This is a genomic window from Ancylobacter sp. Lp-2, from assembly GCF_020523795.1.
Lineage (GTDB): Bacteria > Pseudomonadota > Alphaproteobacteria > Rhizobiales > Xanthobacteraceae > Ancylobacter.
Genome location: NZ_JAJALI010000006.1, coordinates 266,936 through 290,901, shown reverse-complemented (window position 1 = coordinate 290,901; position 23,966 = coordinate 266,936). Strand labels below are relative to the sequence as shown.

Annotated in this window: 18 protein-coding genes, 1 pseudogene and 1 riboswitch; of the genes and pseudogenes, 11 read left to right on the top strand and 8 right to left on the bottom strand. The window is 69.8% G+C overall.

The genetic code is table 11. The annotated features are described in order from the left end of the window. Nucleotides 1–92: 92 nt before the first annotated feature. The 3 genes from LGR54_RS16780 to LGR54_RS16770 all read right to left on the bottom strand — a co-directional run bounded on the left by LGR54_RS16780 (nucleotide 93) and on the right by LGR54_RS16770 (nucleotide 2,694). A complete protein-coding gene (locus tag LGR54_RS16780) occupies nucleotides 93–1,166 on the bottom strand; it encodes a glycosyltransferase family 1 protein (protein WP_304512005.1) in 1,074 nt (357 codons plus the stop codon). Next, nucleotides 1,166–1,972, bottom strand: a complete 807-nt coding sequence (locus LGR54_RS16775) for a UDP-2,3-diacylglucosamine diphosphatase (RefSeq protein WP_230363121.1) — start codon at nucleotides 1,970–1,972, stop codon at nucleotides 1,166–1,168. Before LGR54_RS16775 ends, LGR54_RS16780 begins: the two co-directional genes overlap by 1 nt. Before the next feature lie 119 nt (nucleotides 1,973–2,091). Beyond that, nucleotides 2,092–2,694: a LysE family translocator gene (locus LGR54_RS16770; RefSeq protein ID WP_230363120.1), complete on the bottom strand. Its 603-nt coding sequence runs from the start codon at nucleotides 2,692–2,694 to the stop codon at nucleotides 2,092–2,094. 161 nt (nucleotides 2,695–2,855) lie between these two features. Here LGR54_RS16770 and LGR54_RS16765 point away from each other — a divergent pair. After that, nucleotides 2,856–3,703 (top strand): annotated as a pseudogene (locus tag LGR54_RS16765) (fumarylacetoacetate hydrolase family protein). A gap of 70 nt (nucleotides 3,704–3,773) precedes the next feature. Here LGR54_RS16765 and LGR54_RS16760 read toward each other — a convergent pair. Continuing rightward, nucleotides 3,774–4,586 carry a universal stress protein gene (locus LGR54_RS16760; RefSeq protein WP_230363119.1) on the bottom strand — a complete coding sequence of 271 codons (813 nt, stop codon included), beginning with the start codon at nucleotides 4,584–4,586 and terminating at the stop codon, nucleotides 3,774–3,776. A gap of 253 nt (nucleotides 4,587–4,839) precedes the next feature. Here LGR54_RS16760 and LGR54_RS16755 point away from each other — a divergent pair, with 253 nt between their 5' ends. The 3 genes from LGR54_RS16755 to LGR54_RS16745 are packed head-to-tail and all read left to right on the top strand — an operon-like array spanning nucleotide 4,840 to nucleotide 7,020. After that, nucleotides 4,840–5,280, top strand: coding sequence for a cytochrome c (locus tag LGR54_RS16755; RefSeq protein WP_230363118.1), 441 nt, complete (start codon nucleotides 4,840–4,842; stop codon nucleotides 5,278–5,280). Nucleotides 5,281–5,283: 3 nt separating this feature from the next. Next, nucleotides 5,284–6,033 carry a cytochrome b/b6 domain-containing protein gene (locus LGR54_RS16750; protein ID WP_230363117.1) on the top strand — a complete coding sequence of 250 codons (750 nt, stop codon included), beginning with the start codon at nucleotides 5,284–5,286 and terminating at the stop codon, nucleotides 6,031–6,033. Between the two features lie 54 nt (nucleotides 6,034–6,087). Continuing rightward, complete coding sequence (locus LGR54_RS16745) at nucleotides 6,088–7,020, top strand: DMT family transporter (protein ID WP_370638218.1); 933 nt, start codon at nucleotides 6,088–6,090, stop codon at nucleotides 7,018–7,020. A 30-nt stretch (nucleotides 7,021–7,050) separates the two neighbouring features. On the opposite strand, the gene LGR54_RS16740 is transcribed toward LGR54_RS16745, so the two are convergent. Next, entirely contained in the window at nucleotides 7,051–7,287 is a 237-nt protein-coding gene (locus tag LGR54_RS16740; protein ID WP_230363116.1) for an Lrp/AsnC family transcriptional regulator, read from the bottom strand. 169 nt (nucleotides 7,288–7,456) lie between these two features. Beyond that, nucleotides 7,457–7,580, top strand: a riboswitch (TPP riboswitch). A 55-nt stretch (nucleotides 7,581–7,635) separates the two neighbouring features. Between LGR54_RS16740 and thiD the strand changes: the two genes are divergently transcribed. Together thiD and LGR54_RS16730 are read left to right on the top strand one after the other, a co-directional pair. Continuing rightward, nucleotides 7,636–8,478: a bifunctional hydroxymethylpyrimidine kinase/phosphomethylpyrimidine kinase gene (gene thiD / locus LGR54_RS16735; RefSeq protein WP_230363115.1), complete on the top strand. Its 843-nt coding sequence runs from the start codon at nucleotides 7,636–7,638 to the stop codon at nucleotides 8,476–8,478. Between the two features lie 102 nt (nucleotides 8,479–8,580). Continuing rightward, a complete protein-coding gene (locus LGR54_RS16730) occupies nucleotides 8,581–9,714 on the top strand; it encodes an MFS transporter (RefSeq protein ID WP_230363114.1) in 1,134 nt (377 codons plus the stop codon). Nucleotides 9,715–9,729: 15 nt separating this feature from the next. Here the strand turns inward: LGR54_RS16730 and dgcA are convergent, their stop codons facing one another. Further along, complete coding sequence (dgcA, locus tag LGR54_RS16725; protein WP_230363113.1) at nucleotides 9,730–10,707, bottom strand: N-acetyl-D-Glu racemase DgcA; 978 nt, start codon at nucleotides 10,705–10,707, stop codon at nucleotides 9,730–9,732. Nucleotides 10,708–10,995: 288 nt separating this feature from the next. Between dgcA and LGR54_RS16720 the strand changes: the two genes are divergently transcribed. The 4 genes from LGR54_RS16720 to LGR54_RS16705 are packed head-to-tail and all read left to right on the top strand — an operon-like array spanning nucleotide 10,996 to nucleotide 14,707. After that, nucleotides 10,996–12,144, top strand: coding sequence for an MlaE family lipid ABC transporter permease subunit (locus tag LGR54_RS16720; protein WP_230363112.1), 1,149 nt, complete (start codon nucleotides 10,996–10,998; stop codon nucleotides 12,142–12,144). A gap of 9 nt (nucleotides 12,145–12,153) precedes the next feature. Continuing rightward, on the top strand, nucleotides 12,154–12,996 hold the full coding sequence (locus LGR54_RS16715) for an ABC transporter ATP-binding protein (protein WP_230363111.1): 843 nt from the start codon (nucleotides 12,154–12,156) through the stop codon (nucleotides 12,994–12,996). 8 nt (nucleotides 12,997–13,004) lie between these two features. Then, nucleotides 13,005–14,051 (top strand): MlaD family protein, encoded by a 1,047-nt coding sequence (locus tag LGR54_RS16710; protein ID WP_230363110.1) that lies wholly within the window; start codon nucleotides 13,005–13,007, stop codon nucleotides 14,049–14,051. A 41-nt stretch (nucleotides 14,052–14,092) separates the two neighbouring features. Continuing rightward, complete coding sequence (locus LGR54_RS16705; protein ID WP_230363109.1) at nucleotides 14,093–14,707, top strand: ABC-type transport auxiliary lipoprotein family protein; 615 nt, start codon at nucleotides 14,093–14,095, stop codon at nucleotides 14,705–14,707. Between the two features lie 830 nt (nucleotides 14,708–15,537). Here LGR54_RS16705 and LGR54_RS25890 read toward each other — a convergent pair. Then, nucleotides 15,538–21,726, bottom strand: coding sequence for an apolipoprotein acyltransferase (locus LGR54_RS25890; RefSeq protein WP_304512004.1), 6,189 nt, complete (start codon nucleotides 21,724–21,726; stop codon nucleotides 15,538–15,540). 358 nt (nucleotides 21,727–22,084) lie between these two features. Between LGR54_RS25890 and LGR54_RS16695 the strand changes: the two genes are divergently transcribed. Beyond that, nucleotides 22,085–22,405: a 2Fe-2S iron-sulfur cluster-binding protein gene (locus LGR54_RS16695; RefSeq protein WP_230363108.1), complete on the top strand. Its 321-nt coding sequence runs from the start codon at nucleotides 22,085–22,087 to the stop codon at nucleotides 22,403–22,405. A 509-nt stretch (nucleotides 22,406–22,914) separates the two neighbouring features. On the opposite strand, the gene LGR54_RS16690 is transcribed toward LGR54_RS16695, so the two are convergent. Next, on the bottom strand, nucleotides 22,915–23,964 hold the full coding sequence (locus LGR54_RS16690) for a YcjF family protein (protein WP_230363107.1): 1,050 nt from the start codon (nucleotides 23,962–23,964) through the stop codon (nucleotides 22,915–22,917). Nucleotides 23,965–23,966: the final 2 nt, after the last annotated feature.

Here is a 23,966-nt window from a genome sequence, read left to right as displayed (position 1 = left end):
CACCTCAGGATGAGGGCGTTCTGTTGGGATGAGGACTCTCGGCGAGGCTCCGGAAGCAAAACCGGGCGAGGAAGACCCAACGAACCAGCCGATCAGCCGGCGAGCGCGCGGGCGCGTTCGGCGCTGGTCTGCGCCTGTTCGACATTGTCGAGGAACTGCCTTGTGCAGGCGCGCCAGCTGTGGCGCAGCGCGAAGGCGCGCGGCGCGTCGCGGCCGATCTCAAGCGCGGCGAGGGCGGCGCGGCGCAGATCGTGGTCGAGCACGCCGACCGGCGCATCGGCCGGTGCCGAGCCGATGACGTCCAGCGGGCCGGCGACCGGGAAGGCGGCGACCGGCAGGCCGCTGGCGAGGGCTTCCAGGAGTACGATGCCGAAGGTGTCGGTTAGGCTCGGGAACATGAAGACGTCCGCCGCCGCATAGGCGCGGGCGAGCGCCTCGCCCTCGCGCAGGCCGAGGAAGCGGGCCTCGGGATGCTTCGCCTGCAATTCGGCGCGGGCCGGGCCGTCGCCGACCACCAGCTTGCTGCCGGGCAGGTCGAGGTCGAGGAAGGCGCCGATGTTCTTCTCCACCGCCACCCGGCCGACATAGAGGAAGATCGGGCGGGGCAGGTCGAGCAGCGGGTCGATGAGCCGGTCGGCGGCGCGCTCGGCCTCGTCGCGCGGGCGGAACAATTCGGAGTCGACACCGCGCGACCAGTGCATCAGCCGCAGGAAGCCGCGCTTCTTCAATTCCGCCTCGATGGTGGCGGTGGCGACCATGATGCCGGCGCCGGCATTGTGGAAGCGCCGCAGCCAGGCATAGGACAGCGCGCGCGGCACCGGGGCGCGGGCTGCGAGATATTCCGGGAACCGGGTGTGGTAGCTGGTGGTGAATACCTGGCCGCGCGACAGGCAGACGCGGCGGGCCAGCACGCCGATCGGCCCCTCGGTGGCGATGTGCACGAAATCGGCGCCGATGTCGTCCATGCGCCGGGCCACCATGGCGCGGGTGGCGAGCGCCAGCCGCACCTCGGGATAGGTCGGCATCGGCACGGTGCGGAAATCCTGCGGCGTCAGGAAGGAGACGCGCGCGCCGAAGGCTGAGGCCTCGCGGGCGGTGTGCTCGAGCGAGCGAACCACGCCGTTCACCTGCGGCGCCCAGGCATCGGAGGCGATGAGGATGTGCATCAGGCGGCGACTTTCGGAGCGGGGAGCGCAAGCGGCACATCGATCCCTTCGCGGGAGCGGCGGGCCCAGTCTATCATCTCGAAGCGCCCGTCGGGATGTTCGACGATGGCGGTGCAACTCTCCACCCAGTCGCCGCAATTCAGATAGTCGACGCCGAAGCGGTCATGCATCACCGCGTGGTGGATGTGGCCGCAGATGACGCCGTCCACCTTGTGCCGGCGCGCCTCGTTGGCCACCGCTTCCTCGAAGCGGCCGATGAAGCTCACCGCGTTCTTCACCTTCAGCTTGGCCCACTGGCTGAGCGACCAGTAGGGGAAGCCGAGCTTGCGGCGGATCCAGTTGAGGTAGGTGTTGACGCCGAGCGCGGCGGTGTAGGCGCCGTCGCCGAGGAAGGCGAGCCACTTGGCATGACGCACCACGACGTCGAACACGTCGCCATGGATGACGAGGAAGCGCCGACCGTCGGCCGCCTCGTGGATGGCCGTCTCCACCACTTCGATGCCGCCGAAATGGCTGCCGTAATAGTCGCGGAGGAACTCGTCGTGATTGCCCGGCAGATAGACGATGCGCGCGCCCTTGCGGCCCTTGCGCAGCAGCTTCTGCACCACGTCGTTATGCGCCTGCGGCCAGTACCAGCCCGAGCGCAGCCGCCAGCCATCGACGATGTCGCCGACGAGATAGATGGTGTCGGCCTCGTGCCAGCGCAGGAAATCCAGCAGCATGTCCGCCTGGCAGCCCTTGGTGCCGAGATGGACATCCGACAGGAAGATCGAGCGGTAGTGCCGCGCGTCGGGTGCGTCATTCACCGCGAGGGACCTCCCCGTCAACGCGCCACGGCAGAACGGTCCGGCGCTTCCATAGGGTCATGGCGGCAGATAGCCCGACTCGGATCACGCTTTTATGACAGTTATGCCGCAGTGCGGAATCAGGCGAACAGCGTGACGACGCTCAGCGCTACCAGTGCGCCCATGACGATGTTGAGGATGCGATGCTGGCGCGGAGTGGAGAGCAGGCGGCCGATCAGCACGCCGAAGCCGGCCCAGACCGCGAGGCAGGGCAGGCTGAGCAGGCCGAGCACCCCGGCGATCAGCAGTACCTCGCCGATGAGATCGCCGCCCGGCGTGGTGAAGGCCGGGATGACGCTGAGCGCGAAGGCCCAGGCCTTGGGATTCACCCACTGGAACAGTGCCGATTGCAGGAGGGTCGGCGGCCGCTCGATGGCGGTGGCGCCCATGCCGCCGGCTGCGCTGGCGATCTTCCAGGCGAGGAACAGCAGATAGGCGCCGCCGACCAGCTTCAACAGCCAGTGCAACTGCGGCACGGCGACGAACAGCCCGCCGAGCCCCAGCCCGACCGCCACCACCATGATGGCGAAGCCGATGGCGACGCCGAAGATCTGCGGCAGGGTGCGGCGGAAGCCGAAGGCGGCGCCGGTGCCAGCGGAGATCATGTTGTTCGGGCCGGGCGTGATGCCGCCAGCGAGGCCGAACAGGATGAGCGAGAGGATCGGCACGTTCACAAGGATCACCGCCTGCACGTCGCCCGGTGGCGGGCGTCGCCAGAGCTAGTGGCGCGGAGGCCGCGCCGCAACCCGGAATCGACGTGTGAATCGACATGACGACGCGGGTTGCCTCGCACCGGCGGCGGGACGATGATCCGCGCCCGCCCGATCAATATGAGGATGACGGAATGAGACTGGTGCGTTTCGGCGCTCCCGGAGAGGAGAAGCCCGGCCTGCTCGACGCCAACGACGTGGTGCGCACCTGAGCGGGATCGTAGCGGATATTGGCGGGGCGGCCCTGTCCCCCGAGGGGCTGGCGCAGCTGCGCGCGATCGAGCCGGCCTCGCTGCCGGCGGCGGCGCCCGGTGTGCGGCTCGGCGCCTGCGTGGCGTGTCCCGGCCATTTCGTGGCGGTCGGGCTCAACTATGCCGACCATGCCGAGGAATCCGGCATGGCTATCCCGTCCGAGCCGGTGCTGTTCTCCAAGGCGCCGAACTGCATCGTCGGGCCGAATGACGACGTGATCCAGCCCAAGGGCTCGACCAAGCTCGACTGGGAAGTGGAGCTCGGCATCGTCATCGGCACGCGCGCCCGCTATGTCGAGGAGAAGGACGCGCGGGCGCATATCGCCGGCTTCTGCCTCGCCAACGACGTCTCCGAGCGCGCCTTCCAGATCGAGCGCGGCGGCCAGTGGATCAAGGGCAAGAGCTGCGAGACCTTCGGGCCGCTCGGGCCGTTCCTCGCGACGCCGGACGAGATCGACGACGTCGGCAAGCTCGCCATGTGGTGCGACGTGAACGGCGAGCGACGCCAGCGCGGCTCCACCGCCACGATGATCTTCAGCGTCGACTTCCTGGTGTCCTATATCAGCCAGTTCATGGTGCTCGACGTCGGCGACGTGATCATCACCGGTACGCCGCCGGGCGTCGGGCTCGGCATGAAGCCGCCGCTCTATCTGAAGGCGGGCGACGTGATGACCCTCGGCATCGAGGGGCTGGGCGAGCAGCGCCAGAAGGTCGTGCCCTTCGAGGGATGAGGCGGCCAGCCGGGCGCGGGGCGCCCGGCCACTTCGCGATATCGGGCGGCCTTGCGCCGTCCGGTCGCCGTCAATGCGCGCAGAGCAGCGGCAGCGGCGGATTGGCGATCAGCGAGGCGGTGACGCCGCCCAGCACCAGCTCGGTCAGGCGCGCCCGGCTATAGGCGCCCATCACCAGGAGGTCGGCGCCGAAGGCCGCGCTTTCCGTCGTGATCGCCTTGGTCGGGTCGCCTTCCACATGCTTGTGCTCGGCATTGACGCCGTGCGCCTTGAGGAAGCCGGTGAGCTGCGCGCCGCTCTCCGGGGGCGCCCCGCCATCCTCGCTGACCGTCAGCACCAGCACCTGGTCGGCGGACTTCAGCAGCGGCAAGGCGAGGCGCACCGCGTGGCCGGCCTCGCGCGAGGACTTCCACGCCACCACCACGCGGCCGATGCGGGCCGGCACCTTCTTGGCGGTGGGCACCACCAGCACGGGGCCGGAAGAGGTGAGGGCGAGATGCTCGGGCAGGATGGCGGCGAGCTCGTCGTCGCTGGTGCCGGACACGGTCTCGCTGACCACGGTGACATCGGCGAAATCGGAGGCCTTGCGCAGCTCGGCGGTCACCTCGCCATCCACCACGCTCCAGTCGGCGGCGATACCGGCCGCGGCGATCGCGGCGTCGAAGCGGGCGCGGGTCTCGGCCTCCTTCTCGCGCGCCTCACGCTTCAGCTCGTTCACATAGATCGACAGCGCGCGCCCCACGCGCGGCACGCCGGCCGGATACAGCGTGTAGAGCGCCACCAGCCGGGCGCCGGACTGTTTGGCCAGCGCCACGGCGCAGGCGAGCCGGTCGTCGAAGCCGCTGTCGGGGGCGGCATGGAGGAGAACGGTGCGTACGGACATGATTCCACTTTCTTTTGGTCGGCGTTTCCCATGGGGAGGCGCGATAACGCTACGTCACGTCCTCGACTGGAAATATTAGGTAAATCACGGCCGGTGGAAACCTGTTTTGCTGTAGCCGGCTACGGGTAGTGCCGGATCTCCGGCGATCACGAGCGCGCGATGCACCTTGTATTGCGTTGCAGCAGATTGGAGCGCCACTAATCTGGCGCGCGCCGGGATACCCATTTCGCCCGGTTTTGCAGGGAGCGCATTCATGATGAGCCGTAAGGCGGCCTTTGCCGTCGCCGCCGCGATTTCCGTCGTCGCCGCCACCAGTGTCCTCGCCCAGGATCCGATTGCCGAGCGCGAGAAGCTGATGAAGGAGTGGGGGCAGGTGACGCGCCCGGTCGGCGCGATGCTGAAGGGCAGCCAGCCCTTCGACCTCGCCACGGTGCAGACGGCTCTCGACAGCTATGCCAAGCACGCCGCCACCCTGCCGGCGCTGTTCCCCGAGGGCTCGGGCGGTGGCAAGACCGAGGCGCTGCCGGCGGTGTGGACGCAGAACGCCGAGTTCAAGGCGCTGTTCGTCAAGTTCGGCGCCGACGCTACCGCCGCCAAGGCGGCGATCACCGACGAGGCGAGCTTCAAGGCGAATTTCCCCGACGTGGTCCGCACCTGCGGCACCTGCCACCAGACCTTCCGCGCCAAGAGCTGACCGATGAGCCAGGCCGATATGAGCGAGGCCGGGATCGCTCGGGTCGATCTGCGGTCGGGCGCGGATACCGGGCCAGCCACCGTGCTGGCCTGGGACCTGCCGACGCGGCTGGCGAAATGGTCGCTGGCGGCGCTGGTCGGACTCGCCTTCGCCAGCAAATATTACGGCGATGTCGGGCTGGTCTGGCACATGTGGAACGGCCTCGCCATCCTCACCGTGCTGGTGTTCCGGCTGCTGTGGGGACTGGTCGGTGGCAGCACCGCGCGCTTCACCGGCTTCCTGCGCGGGCCGTTCTCGGCTCTCGCCTATCTGCGCGGGCTGGTGACAGGCCGCAAGGTCGCCTATCTCGGCCACAACCCGCTGGGGGGATGGATGACCATCGCCCTTTTGGCGGCGGTGGCGGCGCAGGCGGTGGCAGGGCTCTACACCACCGACGACATCATGGTCGACGGGCCGATGGTGGCGGCGGCGAGCTCGGAGGCGATCTCGCTGGGCTCCAAGCTGCACCAGCAGATCTATCCGATCCTGCTGGGGCTGATCGGCCTGCATGTGGTGGCCAACCTCGCTTACTCGCTGTTCGGCGGCGATAATCTCGTCAAGGCGATGGTGACCGGCCGCAAGCCGACCCGCGCCTATGCCGACCGCGCGGCGGCAACGCCGGGCTCGATCCTGGCGGCGCTGGGCTGCCTCCTGCTGGCGGCGGTAATCGTATTCGGCGGTATCGCGTTGGCAGGCGGAAATCCCTTTCCCTGAACGCATTCCCGCCCTGCGGAAGATCATCTTGCCGCAGGGCGGGACTCATGCTCCATGGCGCGCATGAATGCGCTCAAGGGGATCGCGCTGCAGATCGGCGCGACCTTCGTCTTCACCATCATGGCCGCCATGGTCCGCATCGTCTCGGAACGGATTCCGACCGGTGAGGTGGTGTTCGCGCGTTCGTTCTTCGCGCTGTTTCCGCTGCTGGCGCTGCTCACCCTGCGCAACGAGATCAGCGCGGCGGTGCGCACCGCCAACCCGCTCGGGCATGTGCTGCGCGGCATCATCGGCGTGATCGCCATGAGCCTGTCGTTCTCGGCGCTGGCCTTCCTGCCGCTCGCCGACGCCACGGCCATCGGCTTCACGGCTCCGCTGATCACCGTGGCGCTGGCGGCGGTGATGCTGCGCGAGCGGGTGCAGCTCTATCGCTGGGCGGCGGTCGCGGTCGGCCTCGGCGGCGTGGTGGTGATGCTGTGGCCGCATATGAATGGCGGCTTCGAGACGCGCGAGAGCGCCATCGGCGCCACCTGCGCGCTGGTCGGCGCCTTCTGCACCGCCGGCGCCATGGTGCAGGTGCGGCGCCTGACCGCCAGCGAGACCACGGCGGCGATCGTGTTCTATTTCCAGTCGCTGGCGGCCGTCGCCGGCCTCGCCACCGCCGCCTGGGGCTGGGTGCTGCCGGGCTGGGGCGATGCCGTGCTGCTGGTCGCCATCGGCCTGTTCGGTGGGGTGGGGCAGATTCTGCTCACCGAGAGCTACCGCTTCGCGCCGGCTTCCGTGGTGGCGCCGTTCAACTATTCGGCGATGCTGTGGTCGCTGCTGCTCGGCTTCCTGCTGTTCGGCGAGATGCCGCCGCTGCTGGTGGTGGCCGGAGCGTTGATCGTCATCGGCGCCGGGCTGTTCGTCATCCTGCGCGAGCGCCGGCCGAACCGGGCCCGCGAAGAGGATGCCGCCGCCGGTCCGCCGGGCGGCCCGGCGACTTAAGATAGTTTGCGGGCCGCTGGGCGGTCCGCCTCAGAACGCCTTGAAGGTGATGATGGTGCGGGTGTCCTGGATGCCGGGGATCACCTGCACGCGCTGGTTCACGAAATGGCCGATATCGGTTTCCGTCGGCACGTAGAACTTCACCAGCAGGTCGAAGTCCCCCGCGGTCGAATAGACCTCCGACGCGATCTCGGCGTCGGCGATGGCGTTCGCCACCTCGTAGGAGCGGCCGAGATGACATTTGATCTGCATGAAGAAGGGGACCATGGCGGGATTCCGGTAGCCTGAACGAGTGCCGCCACAGGACCAGAAGGCCACGGCCGGCGCAACCCCCGGAGCACCGACATGCGGCGCGCGACGCGCGGCCGGATGCGGGGCCAGATCCACCGCCACGCGTGCCTTGCGCCGGGCGCGTGCATCGCTTAACTCATTGGCGACGATCGCGTTGGGGTGTCCCGTGGCTGTGCTGCGGGGCTGAGAGGCGAAGCCGGTTCGTGCCGGCGCCAACCCACGAACCTGATCCGGGTCATGCCGGCGGAGGAAACGGGTCGCGCGCAACGGGGCGCCCGCGCCCCGCCACGGACGCGCCCGGCCTTCACCGGCCAGGAGGCGCCGATGAGCGAGCAGACGACCACCGCCGATACCAAGACCGCGATCGCGGTGACCATCGCCGGATCGGATTCCGGCGGCGGCGCCGGAATCCAGGCCGATCTGAAGACCTTCTCCGCGCTCGGCGTCTACGGCGCCAGTGTCATCACCGCCCTGACGGCGCAGAACACGCTCGGCGTGACCGGCATCCACGACGTGCCGCCGGCCTTCATCGCCGCGCAGATGGACTCGGTGTTCTCCGATCTCAAAGTCGATGCGGTGAAGATCGGCATGCTCTCGCGCCCGGAGGCGATCGAGGCGGTGGCGGCCGGGCTCGACCGGCATCGCCTCGCCGCGGTGGTGCTCGATCCGGTGATGATCGCCGCCTCCGGCGACCGGCTGCTGGTGCCCGAGGCGATTGACAGCCTGCGCCGCCAGCTGCTGCCGCGTGCGCTGTTGATCACCCCCAATTTGCCCGAGGCGGCGGCGCTGCTCGACGAGGCGGCGGCGGCCGATATTGCCGCCACGCGCCGCCAGGCGGAGAAGCTGCGCGCGCTCGGCGCCCGCGCGGTGCTGATCAAGGGCGGCCATGGCGAGGGACCGGACAGCGTCGACGTGCTGCTCGACGACGAGGGCTTCATGGAATTGTCGGCCCCGCGCCTCGCCACCCGCAACACGCACGGCACCGGCTGCACGCTGTCCTCCGCCATCGCCGCCGGGCTTGCGCGCGGGCTGGTGCTGCGCCCGGCCGTCGAGGCGGCCAAGGCCTACCTCACCCGCGCCATCGGCGCCGCCGACCGGCTGGAGATCGGGCGCGGCCACGGGCCGGTGCATCATTTCCACGCCTGGTGGGGCGAGGGCGGCAAATAGGCCGTAGCGGCAACTCGGCCGTTCGCAGCGGCGGCGGGCGGTGCTATCGCAGCACCGGTCGCGCATCCCGCGCGAGTCGTTTTCCCGCGCGTCGTGCCGTCCGTGATCGCCCAGCGCCATATCATCGCCAGCGTCTATGTCGGGCTGTTCTTCGGCATCGGCATCTACCTGCCGTTCTTCCCGGTCTGGCTGGCCGGGCGCGGCTATGACGCGGCGTTCATCGCGGTGGCGCTGTCGGTACCGTTGCTGGCGCGGCTGTGCACCCAGCCGCTGGGCGGCCTCGTCGCCGACCGCACCGGGCGGCCACGGCTGACGGTGATCCTGTATTCGCTTGCCTCGGCGCTGTGCTTCCTCGCCGTGCTGGCGGCGCCGGGTCCGTGGACGATGCTGGCGGCGCTCGGCCTCGCCTCGGTGTTCTGGCAGCCGACGCTGCCGGTGCTCGATGCCTATACGGTGGCGCGGCGGCGCGCCATCGGGCTCGACTATGGCCGCACCCGGCTGTGGGGCTCGGTCAGCTTCATTGGCGGCAGCATCGCCGGCGGAGCTGTGCTCGGCGCGTTTCCCGGTGACGGCGTGCTCTGGTTGATCGTGGCGGGGTGCCTCGCCTGTGCCCTGCTGGCGCTGCCGCTGGAGGAGGCGTCGGCGCCGAGCGCCAGAAGCGAGGCCGTCGGCGGGCGCATCCCGGCGGTGCTGCTGGTCGGCCTCGGCGCGGCGGCGCTGGTGCAGGGCTCGCATGGCGTGCTCTACGCCTTCTCCTCGCTGCACTGGCAGGCCAAGGGGCTGAGCGGCGGCGCCATCGGCGCGCTGTGGGCGGTGGGAGTGGCGGCCGAGGTGGCGCTGTTCCATGTCGGCACCCGGCTGACGCGCCGGCTGGGGCCGCCGCTGCTGATCGCGCTGGGCGGGATCTGCGCCGTCATCCGCTTCGCCGCCATGGGGCTCGATCCGCCGGCGGCGCTGCTGCCGCTGTTGCAGACGCTGCATGCCGGCACCTTCGCCTGCACCTATCTCGGCATGGTGGAACTGGTGGCGCGCCACGCGCCGGCCGGCCGCGGCGCCAGCCTGCAGGCGCTGGCGACCTGGGGCGTGACCATCGGCGTGGCGCTGTGCACGCTGGTGGCCGGGCCGCTATGGGGCCGGATCGGCGCGGGCACCTTCTTCCTGTCGGCGGGGCTGGGGGCGGCGGGTGCCGTGCTGGCACTGATCACCCACCGCCTGCGGGAGCGCGAGCCGGGGTGAGCCGGCGGGGGCCGTTCAGCCCCAGAGTTCCGGCTGCGGCGGATGGACGACGCTGCCTTCGTAGCGCAGGGACGGCTCGCGGTCGCGGGCGAGCAGCAGCGGCCCGTCGAGATCGACGATGCGCGCGAGGCCGGCGACCAGCAGGGCCGGTGCCATGGCGAGCGAGGTCGCCACCATGCAGCCGACCATGATGTCGAGCCCGGCGGCGCGGGCCTCCCGTGCCAAAGCGAGCGCCTCGGTCAGCCCGCCGGTCTTGTCGAGCTTGACGTTGATCGCGTCGTAGCGGCCGACCAGCCCGGCGAGGCTGTCGCGGCCATGCACGCTCTCATCGGCGCAGACCGGTACCGGCCGGGCGATCTCGGAGAGCGCGGCGTCGGCGCCGGCCGGCAGCGGCTGCTCGATCAGCGTGACGCCGGCGGCGGCGCAGGCGGCAAAATGCGCTGGCAGGTCCTCGGCGCGCCAGCCTTCATTGGCGTCGACGATCAGTTCGCTCGCGGGCACCGCGGCGCGGATGGCGGCCAGCCGTTCGGCATCGCCGGGCGCGCCGAGCTTGAGCTTGAGCAGCGGCCGGTCGGCGAGGCGGGCGGCTTCCGCCATCGCCTTGGGCGTGTCGAGGCTGATCGTGTAGGCGGTGACGGCCGGGCGCGGTTCCGGCAGGCCGGCGAGCTCGAAGGCCCGGCGGCCGCTCTGCTTGGCCTCGAGATCCCACAGGGCGCAGTCGAGCGCGTTGCGGGCGGCGCCCGGCGGCAGTTTTTCCTGCAGCGCGGCGCGGTCGAGGCCGGCGGCGACGGCGTCGACGAGCGCTTCCAGCGTCGCGACGGTCGCCTCGACGCTTTCGCCATAGCGCGGATAGGGCACACATTCGCCGCGCCCGACATGCGGGCCGTCATGCAACTCGGCCACGACGACGGCCGCCTCGGTCTTGGAGCCGCGGGCGATGGTGAAGCGGCCGGCAATGGGGAAGCGTTCGGCGCGGATGATGAGCTGGGGCATGGACCGATAGGGGAGGTGAACGGGAGGAGACGGGCGCGAATCCGTACGGGGTGAAGCGAGGCGACAAGTGTGCCGGTAAATGTGGCGCCAGGGCGTCACAGGGAAAGCACAGTGATCGGCCGACCAATAGGTGGGCGTATTTTAATACCTCTATTGGGTGGGTGCCGACGCCCGCACCCTCGACAGCGGGACCGCTGCGCGGATAAGAGGTTACATGGGATTCCGAGGCTGCGGTCCGGATTCGCCGTCGCCGTTTTGCTTGCGCCGCGTGGAATGAGGGAGCCGGAATTGGGAGCTGCTGAAGCGCCGCTGCTCGCCACGGCCCGCAACGGGCGTGAGCTGGTGGTCGTCGGGAACGGCCGCTGGGTCGCCACGCAGAGCGCTGCCCTGGAAGGGGCGGTGGACGCGGCGCTGGCCGAGGCCGGGACCGGCGCGACCGAGACGGCGCGGCTCGACCTTTCCGGCGTGCGCCGCGTCGACACGGTCGGCGCGGTGATGGTGGACCGGCTGGTGCGCCGCTTCGGCGAAGCCGGGGCGAAGGTCAGCGTCGTCGGCCTCGAACGCCGCTTCCAGCCGCTGCTGAACGAGATCACGCAAGGCTGCCACGAGGTGCCGCCGCCACGTCACCACCTCAACGCGATCGCCGGCGGCCTCGACGTCATCGGCCGCACGGTGGTGGAGACCGGCAAGGACGCGATGCTGTTCCTCTCCTTCATCGGGGCGGTGACGGCGGCGTTCCTGCGGGTGCTGCTGCGGCCGCAGACCTTCCGCTGGACCTCGATGGTCTTCCATCTGGAGCGTACCGGCCTGCGCGCGGTGCCGATCGTCGCGCTGATGACGTTCCTGATCGGCTGCATCATCGCCCAGCAGGGCATCTTCCATTTCCGCCGCTTCGGCGCGACCACCTATGTGGTCGACATGGTCGGCATCCTCACTTTGCGCGAGCTCGGCGTGCTGATCGTCTCGATCATGGTGGCCGGCCGCTCGGGCAGCGCCTTCACCGCCGAGCTCGGCGCGATGCGGATGCGCGAGGAGGTCGACGCGCTGCGGGTGATGGGCTTCGATCCTAACGAAGTGCTGGTGCTGCCGCGCCTGGTGGCGCTGGTCATCGCGGTGCCGCTGCTCACCTTCATCGGTTCGATGTGCGCGCTGTTCGGCGGCGGGCTGGTGACTTGGCTCTATGGCGGCATCTCGCCGGAGATCTTCATCAACCGGCTGCGCGAGGCGATCTCGCTGAACACCTTCGAGGTCGGGATGATCAAGGCGCCGTTCATGGCGGCGATCATCGGCCTGATCGCCTGCATGGAGGGCATGCGGGTCGGCGGTTCGTCGGAATCGCTGGGTACACACACCACCGCCTCGGTGGTGAAGGCGATCTTCCTGGTGATCGTGGTGGATGGCCTGTTCGCCATGTTCTTCGCCGCGATCGACATGTAGGGGCCGGCGATGCAACTCGATGCCGACCTCAGCCATCCGCAAGCCGAACCGACCGACGAGGCGATCATCCATGTCAGCGACCTGGTGGTCGCGTTCGGCGATCGCAAGATCCTGAAGGGCCTGTCGCTCGACGTGCGGCGCGGCGAGATCCTCGGCTTCGTCGGCGCCTCGGGCGGCGGCAAGTCGGTGCTGACCCGCACCATTCTCGGCCTGGTGCCGAAAGTGTCCGGCACGGTCGAGGTGTTCGGCCAGGACCTCGACGCGCTCGACTTCGAGGGCCGCCGCAAGCTGGAGCAGCGTTGGGGCGTGCTGTTCCAGCAGGGGGCGCTGTTCTCCTCGCTGACGGTGAAGCAGAACATCCAGTTCCCGATGCGCGAATTCCTCACCATGTCGCAGCGGCTGATGGACGAGGTGGCGCTCGCCAAGGTTGAGATGGTGGGGCTGCCGCCCGACGTGCTGGAGAAGATGCCGTCCGAGCTTTCCGGCGGCATGATCAAGCGCGTGGCGCTGGCGAGGGCGCTGGCGCTCGATCCGGAAATCCTGTTTCTCGACGAGCCGACCTCGGGTCTCGACCCGATCGGCGCCGGCGAATTCGACGACCTGATCGCCACGCTGCAGCAGACTTTGGGGCTGACCGTATTCATGGTAACGCACGATCTCGACAGCCTGCACAGCGTCTGCGACCGAATCGCCGCCCTTGCCGATGGCAAGGTGATCGCGGTGGGACCGATCGAGGCGATGCTGAAATCCGATCATCCCTGGGTGCACGCCTATTTCCACGGCAAGCGGGCGCGGGCGGCCGGTATCGGCCCTCAGGACGGCCGCGGCGCCGGCCATGACGAAGGACGGTAGACCGGACGATGGAAACACGTGCCAATTATACGATCATCGGCCTGTTTACCCTTCTGGTCGTCGCGGCGGGCTTCGCCTTCGTCTGGTGGTTCAACGGCTCGGCCTCGCGCGGGCCGCGCACCTTCTACGACGTGGTGTTCAACGGCGCGGTGAGCGGGTTGCAGACCGGCTCCGGCGTCACCTTCAACGGCATCCCGGTCGGCGACGTGACGGGGCTACGGCTGGACGCTCAGGATCCGCGCCGGGTGGTCGCGACCATCGCGGTGCAGCCCTCGACGCCGGTGAAGAGCGACACCCGCGCCCAATTGAACGCGCAGGTGCTGACCGGCCTCGCCTCGGTGGGTCTCGTCGGCGGCCAGCCGAACGCCCAGCCGCTGCGCGAGCCGGAAGAGGGCCAGCTGCCGCGCATCGAGGCCGATGCCAGCGCGATGCAAGATCTGGTGCAGGGCGCCAAGCAGATCATGGGCCGGGTCGACGACGTGGTGCGCCGGGTCGATGACCTCCTGCGCGCCAATGAGGGCAAGATCGGCACGGTGATCGACAATGTCGACAAGTTCACCACCGTGCTCGGCAGCAATGCCGAGAACATTAACGGGCTGATCACCGATGTCGGCGCCGCGGCGCGGCGGATCGACGTGCTGGCGGCCAGTCTCGACAAGACGGTGCAGGCGGTCGACCCGGAGAAGGTGCGCGCGACGGTGAACGACATCAACGCGTTCACCGCGCGTCTCGGCACTATGTCCGACAAGGTCGACAGCATCCTCGACAATGTGAACGGGCTGACCACCGGCAAGGACGGACAGGGCATGTTCACCGAGATCACCGCCGCCGCCGCCGAGGTGCGCAAGCTGGCGGCCAATCTCGATGTGCGGACCGCCGAGCTGACCAAGAACCTCAACCAGTTCACCGGTCCGGGCCTGAGGCAGTACGAGGCGCTGGCCGCCGACGGGCGCCGCACGCTCTCCGAGATCGAACGGGTTTTCCGCAATCTCGAACGCAACCCCCGCCAGTTCATCTTTGGCGGGTCGTCGGTTCCCAGCTACACAGGACGGTAATGATGGCTGGGCGTGAATCAAGAACGGGTGGGGACCTGGGCGTGGGAGTTCTGAACGGACGGCGCCGCCGACTGGGCGGCGTCGCGGCGGCGTTGGCCGTCTCGCTGGCGCTGGGCGGTTGCGCCTCGCTGCTCGGCAGCAAGCCGATCCCGACCTTCGACCTGTCGGCGCCGAGCGGCTTCACCGCGCCGCGCTCGATGCCGGGCGTGCTGGCGGTGAGCACGCCGGCGGCGCTGCAGGTGCTGGACACCCAGCAGATCGTCGTCGAGCCGCGTCCGGGGCAGATCACCTATCTCGGCGACGCGCAGTGGAGCGACCGGCTGCCGGCGCTGCTGCAGGCGCGGCTGATCGAGACCTTCGAGAATGGCGCCGGCGGGCGCTGGGTGGTGCGGGCCGGCGACGGCGTCTCCGCCGATTACCAGCTGCTCACCGACATCCGCTCCTTCGGGCTGCGGACCCATGACGGCGTCGAGGCGGTGGTGGAGATCTCCGCCCGCATCGTCGCAGGCACCAGTGGCCGCATCGTCGCGGCGCGGGTGTTCACCGGCCGCGCACCGGCCGCCGGCACCAGCGGGCCAGAAGCGACACGGGCGCTGGACGAAGCTTCCGACCAGGTGCTGATCGAACTGGTGACCTGGGCCTCCGGCCGCCGCTGAGCAGTCTCGCCGGACGTTTCGGCTGGGGAGGTGCGACGGGCGCGGCCTCCCGGGCTCCCTGCGTGGTGCGGGGATGCCGGGACGAGGCTGATCCTCCGCGGTGATCACGGACCCTTGCGATCCTGCGCGTGATGCCGAGTGCAATCTCCGCGACTGTCTGCCCGTCGAGGCGGGGGGCGTTCTCGACGAGACCCGGATGTCCGGCGGACACCGGATGCGAGCGAATGGCCTCGCCGGCGGCTGGCGGTCGAGCAATGGCCGGGGGCGGAGTGCCGGTGAGCCCGGCGACACGGGTCTGTAGCGTCCGGTTGATTTTCTTTCCCGGCCACCTCGCCAACGGCCGCGATCCGCCGCGCCGGTTTGGTTGCGCCTGGCCACGCTGATCCTGCCTCGTCGGTTTTGCCGCTGGTCGCTTTTCGGCCGGGTGCCCTGGCCCTTGCCTATCCCGACCACATGACGCGTCGGCCGATCGCCACGCGGGGCGACCTTGCCCTTCACCGCCGGAATCATCAGCGACAGGTGTTCAACCCGGTGGAACGGGGTGAGGTCGTCGTCCGCTTCAACCTGCCGGGCGATCGCTGGCGGTTACGATCCCGTACGGCCCCATGACCGCTTCATTGACGTGCGGGGGATGCCGGGTCCATCGCGGCGGCATCGGCCGGTGCCCGGGGCAGGTGGGGCGGAAGAGGGCGGACGAATGGAGCCCGCGGGTCGAGGGCAGGGTCGAGCGCCTCCAACGGATGTTTCCCTCCGACAGGAGGAGGATGTCCCCGAAACGGCAACGGGCGCCGCAAGGGCGCCCGTTCCGATGTTTGCGATGCGCTTGCCGCTCAGTCGAATCGGCCGGCGGCGTGGGCGAGGAGGGTGTACACCTTGCCGGTATCCGAGGTGAGGTAGGTGTTGGTCAGCGCCTGGCCCCGCTCGTCGCGGGAGATCTGCTCGAGCAGCCGCTCGAACTCCAGGATGTAGCGGTCCACCGTGTCGCGGAATTCGAGGTCGCGACGGTACTTGCGCCGGATCTCCTCGAAGGTCTGCTGGCCCTGCATGGTGTAGAGCCGGCGGGTGAACACGTTGCGCTCGCCGCGCTTGTAGCGCTCCCACAACTCCACCGCCGCCTCATGGTCGATCATGCGGGCGATATCGACCGACAGCGAGTCGAGCGATTCGATGGTGTGCTGCACCGGCCGCTCATTGACCGGCTGGCGCGGCCGCGGCTCGGCCGGGCGGGCAGGGGCCGGGGTACGCGGGGCCGGTGCGGACGCCTCGGTGTCGGCGCGGGCCAGCAGCTCGGAGAGCCAGCCGCTCTGCGCATCCGGCGCGGGAGCGGCGGGGCGTGCCACAGGCTGAGCCGGCGCGGGCGTCGGCTTGCGGGCAGGCTGGGCGGCGGCAGGCGCCTGAGGACGGGCTGGAGGCGTCGTCGTCGAGGGACGCGGAGCCGGCTCGTAGCGCGGCGCCTCGGGACGGACGGTCGCCGGACGCGGCGTCTCGGCGCGGATCGGCTCCGGGCGGCGCGGGGGCTCGGCAGGGCGAGCGGCAGCCGGTGCGGGCGCCGGCGCCGGCTGGCGGCCGCGCCCGCCCGTGTCGATGTCGAGCGCCCGGCCATGGCGGGCGACGATGTCGTTGAGCTCGGCGAGCGCCTTGATCTGGTCGCTCACCGTGCGGCGCAGCGTGGCGGCACTCGCCTCGGTCTCCTCCGGCAGCACGAGGATGCCGCGCTTCAGCTCCTCGCGGGTGTTCTCCAGGAGGCCCTGGATATCGTTGGCCGAGCGGCGCAGCTCGTCGGCGGTGCCGGTGAAGCTCTCATGCGCCTTGGCCATCAGTTCACTGACCTCGCCCACCGCCTGCTCATAGGTGTGGTGGAGGTCGGCGAGGGTGCGCTCGCGTTCCGCCTCGACGGTCTTGCGCAGCTTCTCCTGCTGCGTGACGACCGCGTCGGTGGAGGAGGTGGCGCTCTCGACGATGCTGCGGGCTAGCTCGGCGGCTCGGCTCTCGGCACGGGCGAAGGTGTCGTCGAGCGCGCGAGCGTAGTCGGCGAGCGTGCCGTCGATCTCGCCGGTGCGGGCCTTCAGCGTGTCGGCGAGGGTGAGCAGCGCCTCGTGGCGACCGCCGAGGGTCTCGTCCAGCGTGCTGTGCGCCGAGCCGAGGGCGCCGGCGACATCGGTGATGATGCCGGCCTGCTCGGTGAAGGTGCGGCTGAGGGTGGCGACGTCCTGCAGCACGTCGGTCGCGACCGAGCGCAGCTCGCGGATTTGCTCATCCATCCGCCCGGAGGCGAGCTGGCTCGTCTCCTCAAGGTTGGTGACGGTGGAGCGGAAGCTCTCCAGCCGCGCGGAGATCGCGTTCTCGATTTCCACGAGGTTGGAGGTGGAACCGGCGAGCACGTCCTGAAGCTGGACGTTGACGTCGCCGAGCCGGTCGAGCAGGCCGACCATGTCGCCGTGCAGCGCTTCCTTGGTGGCGGCGATCTCCGCCAGCGCGGTGCGGCCGCTCTCCGCGATCGCGTCGACGATGCCGGCGCCGCGCCCGTCGAGGGTGGTGGTGATCTCGTCGCTGAGGCGCGCCAGCTCGGAGGAGGCGAATTCGGCGGTCTGGCGGGCGGCGTCGACGATGGCGCCACCGCGACCGTCGAGATCGCTCACCAGCTGCTCGCTGATGCGGGCGAGTTCAGCGGCGGCGGTTTCCGCCGTCTGGCGGGCGGCATCGACCACAGCGTTGCCACGGCCGTCGAGGGTGCCGGCCAGTTCCTCACCGATGCGGACCAGCTCGGAGGAGGCGAACTCGGCGGCCTGGCGGGCGGCGTCGACGATGGCGTTGCCGCGGCCGTCGAGGGTACCGGTCAGTTCCTCGCCGATGCGGGCGAGCTCGGCGGCGGCGTATTCGGTCGTCTGGCGAGCGGCGCCGACAATGGCCTCGCCGCGTCCGTCGATCGAACCCAAGAAGGCTTCGCTGACGCGGGCGAGCTCGGCCGAGGCATAGTCGGTGGTCTGGCGCGCGGCATCGACGATGGCCTCGCTGCGACCATCCAGCGCCTGCACCAGCTCGTCACTGAGCCGGGCGAGTTCGGTCGCTGCGGCTTCGGCGGTCTGCCGGGCCACCTGGACCATGGCTTCGCCACGTCCGTCGAGCGAGGCGACGAACTCGTCGCTGACGCGGGACAGCTCGGAGGTCGCGGTCTCGGCGGTCTGGCGGGCCGCGCTGACCATGGCCTCGCCACGCCCGTCGAGCGAGGCGACGAATTCGTCGCTGACGCGGGACAGCTCGGAGGTCGCAGCCTCGGCGGTCTGGCGGGCCGCGCTGACCATGGCCTCGCCGCGTCCGTCCAGCGAGACGGCGAAGTCCTCGCCGACACGGGCAAGCTCGGCGGCGGCGAATTCGGCGGTCTGGCGGGCGGTGTCGACGATGGTGCCGCCACGCTCGTCGAGCTCGCGCACGAACTGCTCGGTGAGGCGCAGGAATTCGGCGGAGGTGACGTCGCTCGACTGGCGCAGCACGTCCACCAACTGGGCGCTGCGACCATCGATATCGCTCACCAGGCTGGCGGAGTTGCGGGCGAGCTCGTCGGTCAGCTGGCCGCCAGCCTGCTGCAGGGCGGCGACGACTTCGCCGCTCTGGTTGCGCAGGTTGGAAATCAGGTCGTCGCCGACCCGCGCCATGTCGCCGGCTGCACCGGCGGTCGAGCGCTGGAAGGCGTCGAGCAGGCCGATGGTGCGGGCTTCCACCGCACTGAGCACTTCGTCGCTGACGCGGATGAGTTGGTCGGAGCGGTCGCTGGTGGCCACCTCGAAGGCGGAAACAATGACGCCCGAGCGCGATTCCAGCGTCTGCAGCAGCTCTTCGCTGGCCCGCAATATTTCTTCCACCGCCCCGGTACGGGTGCGGTCGAGAGCCTGTGCCAGCGTGTCGCGGTGGTCGTCGATGGCCGCGAGCATCTCGTTCGAGGTGCGACCGATCTCGCTGGTGATGCCGACCGTGCGGTCTTCCAGCGCCGCGAGCAGGCCGTTGCCGCGCTCGTCGAGCAGGCGGCCGATCTCCTCGGTGCGGGTGTCGAACAGCGAGGCGACATCGCCGGCGCGGTCGGCCAAGGTGCGGCTGACATTGTCGATGAGGGCGGTGAGGTTCTGCTCGATGTCGCTCGCCTCGCCGCGCAGCTGGCCGGAAACGGCGCCGATGCGCTGGCCGAGCAGGTCGGCCATGGCCGCACCCCGCACCTCGACCGAGGTGGCGACGCTTTCCAGCCGCCCGACGATGGTCTCCTCGAAACGGTTGACGCGGACGTCGAGCACTTCGGCGATGTCGCGCGAGTGGCCGGCAAGCGTACGGTCGACGAGCTCGATCCGCTGGCCGATCTCTTCGGTGACGCCGCGGGTCCGCTCCTCGAAGAAGCCGTTCAGTACCGCCAGCGACTGGTTCATGGCGTCATTAGCGGAGTTCGCGCCGTCGGTGAGGGTACGCGCCGCCGAGTCCAGGCGCTCGGTGAGCGCGTCGGTGACCTGGCGCGCGCGGTCGGCGAAGAAGCCGTCCAGCGTGCCCAGCGACTTGTCCATCGCCTCGGTGGCGAGCTGGGCGCCGTCGGCCAGGGTCTTGGCGAATTCCACCGTGCGGCCCGACAGCGTGTCGTTCAGCCCCTCGAGGCCACGGTCGAGCACGCCTTCGATGTTGGCGAGGCGCTGGTCGAGAGCGGTGGTGACCTGCTCGGTCTTGGCGGAGACCTGATCGTCGAAGCCGGTGAGGTTGGCGTCCATCGCCCGGGAGATGGTTTCGACCCGTTCGGTGATCCGCTCGACGATGTCGGAGCCGTGCGTCTGCAGGACGGTGTCGAAATCGCGCAGGCCGTCGGTGATCTGGCGGCCGAGCAGGGCGGTATCGGAGCCGATACGGTCGGCGAGCTCGTTGCCGCGGACCGAGAGGGTCTCTTCGATAGCCTTGATACGCGAGGTGAGCAGATCGCGGACCTCGTCGCTGTGCGAGGCGAGCGAGGAGATGGCGGCTTCGGTGTTCTCGCGGAACTGCCGGTCGGCGGTCTCGCTGCGCTGGGCGATGGTCTGGGACACTTCGGTCCCGACCAAAGAGAGCTGCTGGCTCATCGCGCCGCCGCGCTGGGCGAGATCCTGGCCGAACTGCTCGACGGAAGCCGCCAGCGTGTCGTGCACGCCGGCGCTGGCGAGGGTGATCTGATGGACGACCCGCTCGCCGGTTTCGCCGAGCAAACGCTCGAGGTCGCCACCGCGCACCGCGATGGTGTCGTAGATGCGATTGCTGGTGTCGGCGATGCGGTCGGCGAGGTCGTCGCCGCGCACGGTGATGGTGTCGGCGACGCGCGAGCCGGTCTCTTCCAGCTTGCGCACCACTTCGCCACCGCGCACCGACAGGTCGAGTACCAGCGAGTCGCCGGTGCTCTTCAGCGTCTGATTGACCTCGCTGGCACGCACCGCAATCTCGTCGGCAAGGCGGGTGCCGGTGCCGACCAGCGCATCGCTGATGTCGTTGGAGCGGGTGGTCAGGGTCTCGGTGAGGTTGAGCGTGGTGGCGGTGAGCTTGGCGCCCATCTCGTCGGTGCGGCTGGTCACCACGTCAGCGAGTTCGCTGGCGGTGCGCATCAGCCGGTCGCCGATCTCGTCGGTGCGGCTCGTCAGGGTGGTGGCAAGCTCGCCGGTGATGCCGGACAGGCGGGTGCTGATCTCGTCGGTCTGGATGGAGAGGGTCGAAATCAGCTTGTCGCTGGCGGTGGACAGGTTGGAGTTGACGTCGGCACCGGTGGACTGGAGGCGATCGATCAGGTCGCCGCCCTTGTCGGACAGGGCGTCGATGATGGTATCGCCGACGCGGCCAAGCGCCAGGGTGATGTTCTCGCCCTTGTCGGACAGGGTGGCGGTGACGCGGTCGGCGGCCTCGGAGACGGTGGTGTTGATGCGCTCGCTGACCCCGTCGACCTCGTGGGTGAAGGAGAAATGCGCGGCGGCGATGGCCTCGCGGATGTGCTCGGCGTGCGAGAGCACCATTTCGCGCTCGCCCTGCAGCCGCTCGATGAGCTGGCGCATGCGGGTCTCGTTCGCCTCATAGGCGCGTTCGAGCTCGCCAACCTCGGAGCGTACGAGGGTCTCGAGCTCGCCGGCCCGGCTGAGGTTGCGCTGGATCTCTTCGTCGATCGCCGGCAGCGGCGACTGGAAGCGCGCCGGCTGGGGCGCCTCGGCGACGGGGGCCGGCGCGGCGGCCGGCTCGGCAAGCCGCATGGCGACCTGAGCCATCGACTGGGCGACGATCCGCATCTCCTGCATGCGGCGCGACATCGCCGCCAGCGAGAAGAAGAAGGCCGGCGGAATGATCAGCCCCGCCGCCACCGCGAGCGCGGCGGGCGAGGTCAGCATCTGCGACAGGTCGAGCCCGCTGCCACGGAAGGCCGAGGTGGCGAGGAAGCCGCCGGCCGCGATCCAGGCGGCCGAGGCGCCGGCGGCGAGATAATAGGGCGTGGCGGAGGGGCGACGCTGCAGCGCCGCCAGCAGCTGGCCGATGGACTGGCGGTCGTCGTTCGCCGCGCGCGGACCCGCGGCGACGGTCGGCGTGGCGTCGGTGCGGGCGGCGATGCGTGCCGCGGGCGCCGGCTCGGAGAAGTCCGGGCGCGGAATATCGAGGATCGGGGGCGGGCCGAGGCGGGTGGCCACCGGCTCGTCATCGGGCTCGGACAGGGACGTATCGAAATCGCCAAGCTCGACGTCGCGCGTGAGTGAGCCTTCGGCGTCGAAATCGAAGGTGTCGTCGAACTCCTCGCGCAAACGCTCCTCGATCCGCGGACCATCGGGGTCGCGGGCCGGCGGCAGGTCGACGTGCTCGTGCGTCGCGGCGTCGGCGACCTCGGCGGTCTCCGTCCGCGATGGATCCGACCCCTCGGGTGCCGCGTGGGCGGCGTCCGCTGGCCTGGTGCGTGCCTCTTCCTCGGCGAGGTCAAGGCTCAGGGCCTCCTCGATCGCCGAAAGCGCCGCTTCGGCGGGATCCTGATGCACCTTCTTCGTGCTCGTCGACATAGGCTGTCGCCTCCGGTCCTTACGCAACTCCGAACGGCTTGCGCCGCCGTGCCGGGGTATGCGGTCCTGCCGCCCCCCAAGGGTTCAGGCAAATAGGCCGAAAACCCTTATCGGAACGTCAGTTCACCGCACCCGTATCCTACGCTTGTGGGATAAGAAAATGGAACTGGGGTTAATCGGCTGATTGAGGTTATCGTTAACGGCCTGTTCACCATGCCCGTTAACGCATTGTTTTCAAAGCATTGCGCCGCAGCATACCCTACGCAGGACGAAGGGTCCGACGGCTGGCTTTCGCCCGCCGGCGAGTCTATCAAGGCTGCCTAGCCTGAATTTGTTCTTTTTCTACGAACGGTTTGCCATGCCGAAAATCACCTTTATCGACGCTGCCGGCACCGAGCGGGCGGTGGATGCGCCTGTCGGCTCCACGGTGATGGAGGCGGCGATCCGCAACGGCGTGCCCGGGATCGACGCCGAATGCGGCGGCGCCTGCGCCTGCGCCACCTGCCATGTCTATGTCGACGATGCCTGGGTCGCGACGGTGGGCGAGCCGGGGCCGATGGAAGAGGACATGCTGGATTTCGCCTCCGACGTTCAGCCGACGTCGCGCCTCTCCTGCCAGATCAAGATCACCGACGCGCTGGACGGCCTCGTGGTACGCACGCCCAGCCATCAGGGGTGAGGACGGCACCTTTACGGTGAGGCCGGGCGCGTTGGTTCGACCGCCCGTTGGCGCCGAGCAGCCCTTGAATGAGACGGTCACGTCGGGCGGATGCGCCTGACGGGGCCGTCTTTGCGTGCGGCATCGCACCACCGGTTCGCGAGAGGGCGGGCGCCGCGTGGTCGCCGGAGAGGCGCCCGGGGCGATGCACGCGCGTGACGGCCGTTGCCTCCGATGCCGAGCGATGTCAGCATCAGGGCAGGCTGAGGTGGCGCCGGCCATTGTTCGAGTCGCGTCAGTGGGTTGCGGATGGTTCCGCAGAGGGCGATTCAACGGCCTCATGCAGCGGTTCACGCGGGTCGGCGGCGTGATCGACGTGGCCGGCCGGATGGCATCGCGGCCGTCGACAGCGGTCAGAAGCGGATTCCGCTCGCCGGCCGATCCTGCTGAAAGTCCACGGATTTCACGGGGCGTCGTCGCGGTGTGCGACGGCGGGGCGGAGCTCGCATCCTGATTCACGTAGCGCTTCGTTAACCTTGTTTCGGCTCGTCTTTTTCGCTGTCCTTGCGGGCGATCAGCCCGGAGGCGACGTCCGACAGCGCCGGCGCCGGCAGGGCGGCGAAGGGCAGCGGCCGCGTCACCTCGATGGCGGCGAGGCCGAGCCGGGCGGTGAGCAGGCCGTTCACCACGCCTTCACCGAGCCGGGCCGACAGCTTGGCGGCGATGCCGTGGCCGACCAGCTGCTGTAGGAGGGAGTCGCCCGCCGCCATGCCGCCGGTGACGGCGAGATGGGCGATGACCTGGCGGAACAGCCGGAACATGCCGAGAGCGCCGGGCCTTCCGCCATAGAGCAGGGCAAGCCGGCGCACGAGGCTGACCGCGGTCAGCAGCACGAAAATGAGGTCGACCGCCGCGCGTGGCGAGACGGCGGTGACGACGGAGACGCGCTTGGCGGCGTCCGACACCAGCCGCGTCGCCTCGCTGTCCAGCGGTGCCATCAGATGGCGCTCGGTGAGGCGCACCAGATCGGCGCCGTCGATGATGGCGTCGAGATGGCCGGCAAGCTCGGTGCGGGCGCGGAACAGGCGGGGCGAGGTCTTGGCCAGCGCCATGAGCTCGCGCGTCACCGCCTCGGCCTGCTTACGGTCGTCCTTGGCGATTGCCTCCGCCGCCTGCTCGCGCAGCGCGTTGAGGGTGCGCAGCCGCATCAGGCCGAACAGTTCGCGCCCGAGAATGGCGAGGGCGCCGACGACGAACAGCGCCGCGAAGGCAAGGCCAGTATAGCCGAGCCAGTCCGCGCGGGCGAACAGGTCCTCGATCAGCTTGGAGACTGCGAGGCCGAGCCCGAGTGAGACCAGGCCACCCAGGCCGCTCCAGAACAGCGTCGTCCAGCGCGAGGCGGACGGCGGCGGGGCCGGCAGCGGCGGGGTCTCCTCGGCCTCCGGCACGGCGAGGCTCGGCGTGACGACGATGGCGCCGCGCGGCGCCGGGCGGCCGTCCTCGGCCACCACGACATCGGGGTCGTCGAGGCGGAAGGCTTGCGGGCGGCGATGCCCGCTCGCGGGGGATTTGTCGGTCATGG

What these genes read in the sequence shown, in the direction of transcription:
- LGR54_RS16780 (WP_304512005.1), bottom strand. Translation starts at nt 1,166, where the DNA reads ATGCACATCCTCATCGCCTCCGATGCCTGGGCGCCGCAGGTGAACGGC.
- LGR54_RS16760 (WP_230363119.1), bottom strand. Translation starts at nt 4,586, where the DNA reads ATGTCCGTACGCACCGTTCTCCTCCATGCCGCCCCCGACAGCGGCTTC.
- LGR54_RS16755 (WP_230363118.1), top strand. Translation starts at nt 4,840, where the DNA reads ATGATGAGCCGTAAGGCGGCCTTTGCCGTCGCCGCCGCGATTTCCGTC.
- LGR54_RS16750 (WP_230363117.1), top strand. Translation starts at nt 5,284, where the DNA reads ATGAGCCAGGCCGATATGAGCGAGGCCGGGATCGCTCGGGTCGATCTG.
- LGR54_RS16745 (WP_370638218.1), top strand. Translation starts at nt 6,088, where the DNA reads ATGGCGCGCATGAATGCGCTCAAGGGGATCGCGCTGCAGATCGGCGCG.
- LGR54_RS16740 (WP_230363116.1), bottom strand. Translation starts at nt 7,287, where the DNA reads ATGGTCCCCTTCTTCATGCAGATCAAATGTCATCTCGGCCGCTCCTAC.
- thiD (WP_230363115.1), top strand. Translation starts at nt 7,636, where the DNA reads ATGAGCGAGCAGACGACCACCGCCGATACCAAGACCGCGATCGCGGTG.
- dgcA (WP_230363113.1), bottom strand. Translation starts at nt 10,707, where the DNA reads ATGCCCCAGCTCATCATCCGCGCCGAACGCTTCCCCATTGCCGGCCGC.
- LGR54_RS16715 (WP_230363111.1), top strand. Translation starts at nt 12,154, where the DNA reads ATGCAACTCGATGCCGACCTCAGCCATCCGCAAGCCGAACCGACCGAC.
- LGR54_RS16710 (WP_230363110.1), top strand. Translation starts at nt 13,005, where the DNA reads ATGGAAACACGTGCCAATTATACGATCATCGGCCTGTTTACCCTTCTG.
- LGR54_RS25890 (WP_304512004.1), bottom strand. Translation starts at nt 21,726, where the DNA reads ATGTCGACGAGCACGAAGAAGGTGCATCAGGATCCCGCCGAAGCGGCG.
- LGR54_RS16695 (WP_230363108.1), top strand. Translation starts at nt 22,085, where the DNA reads ATGCCGAAAATCACCTTTATCGACGCTGCCGGCACCGAGCGGGCGGTG.
- LGR54_RS16690 (WP_230363107.1), bottom strand. Translation starts at nt 23,964, where the DNA reads ATGACCGACAAATCCCCCGCGAGCGGGCATCGCCGCCCGCAAGCCTTC.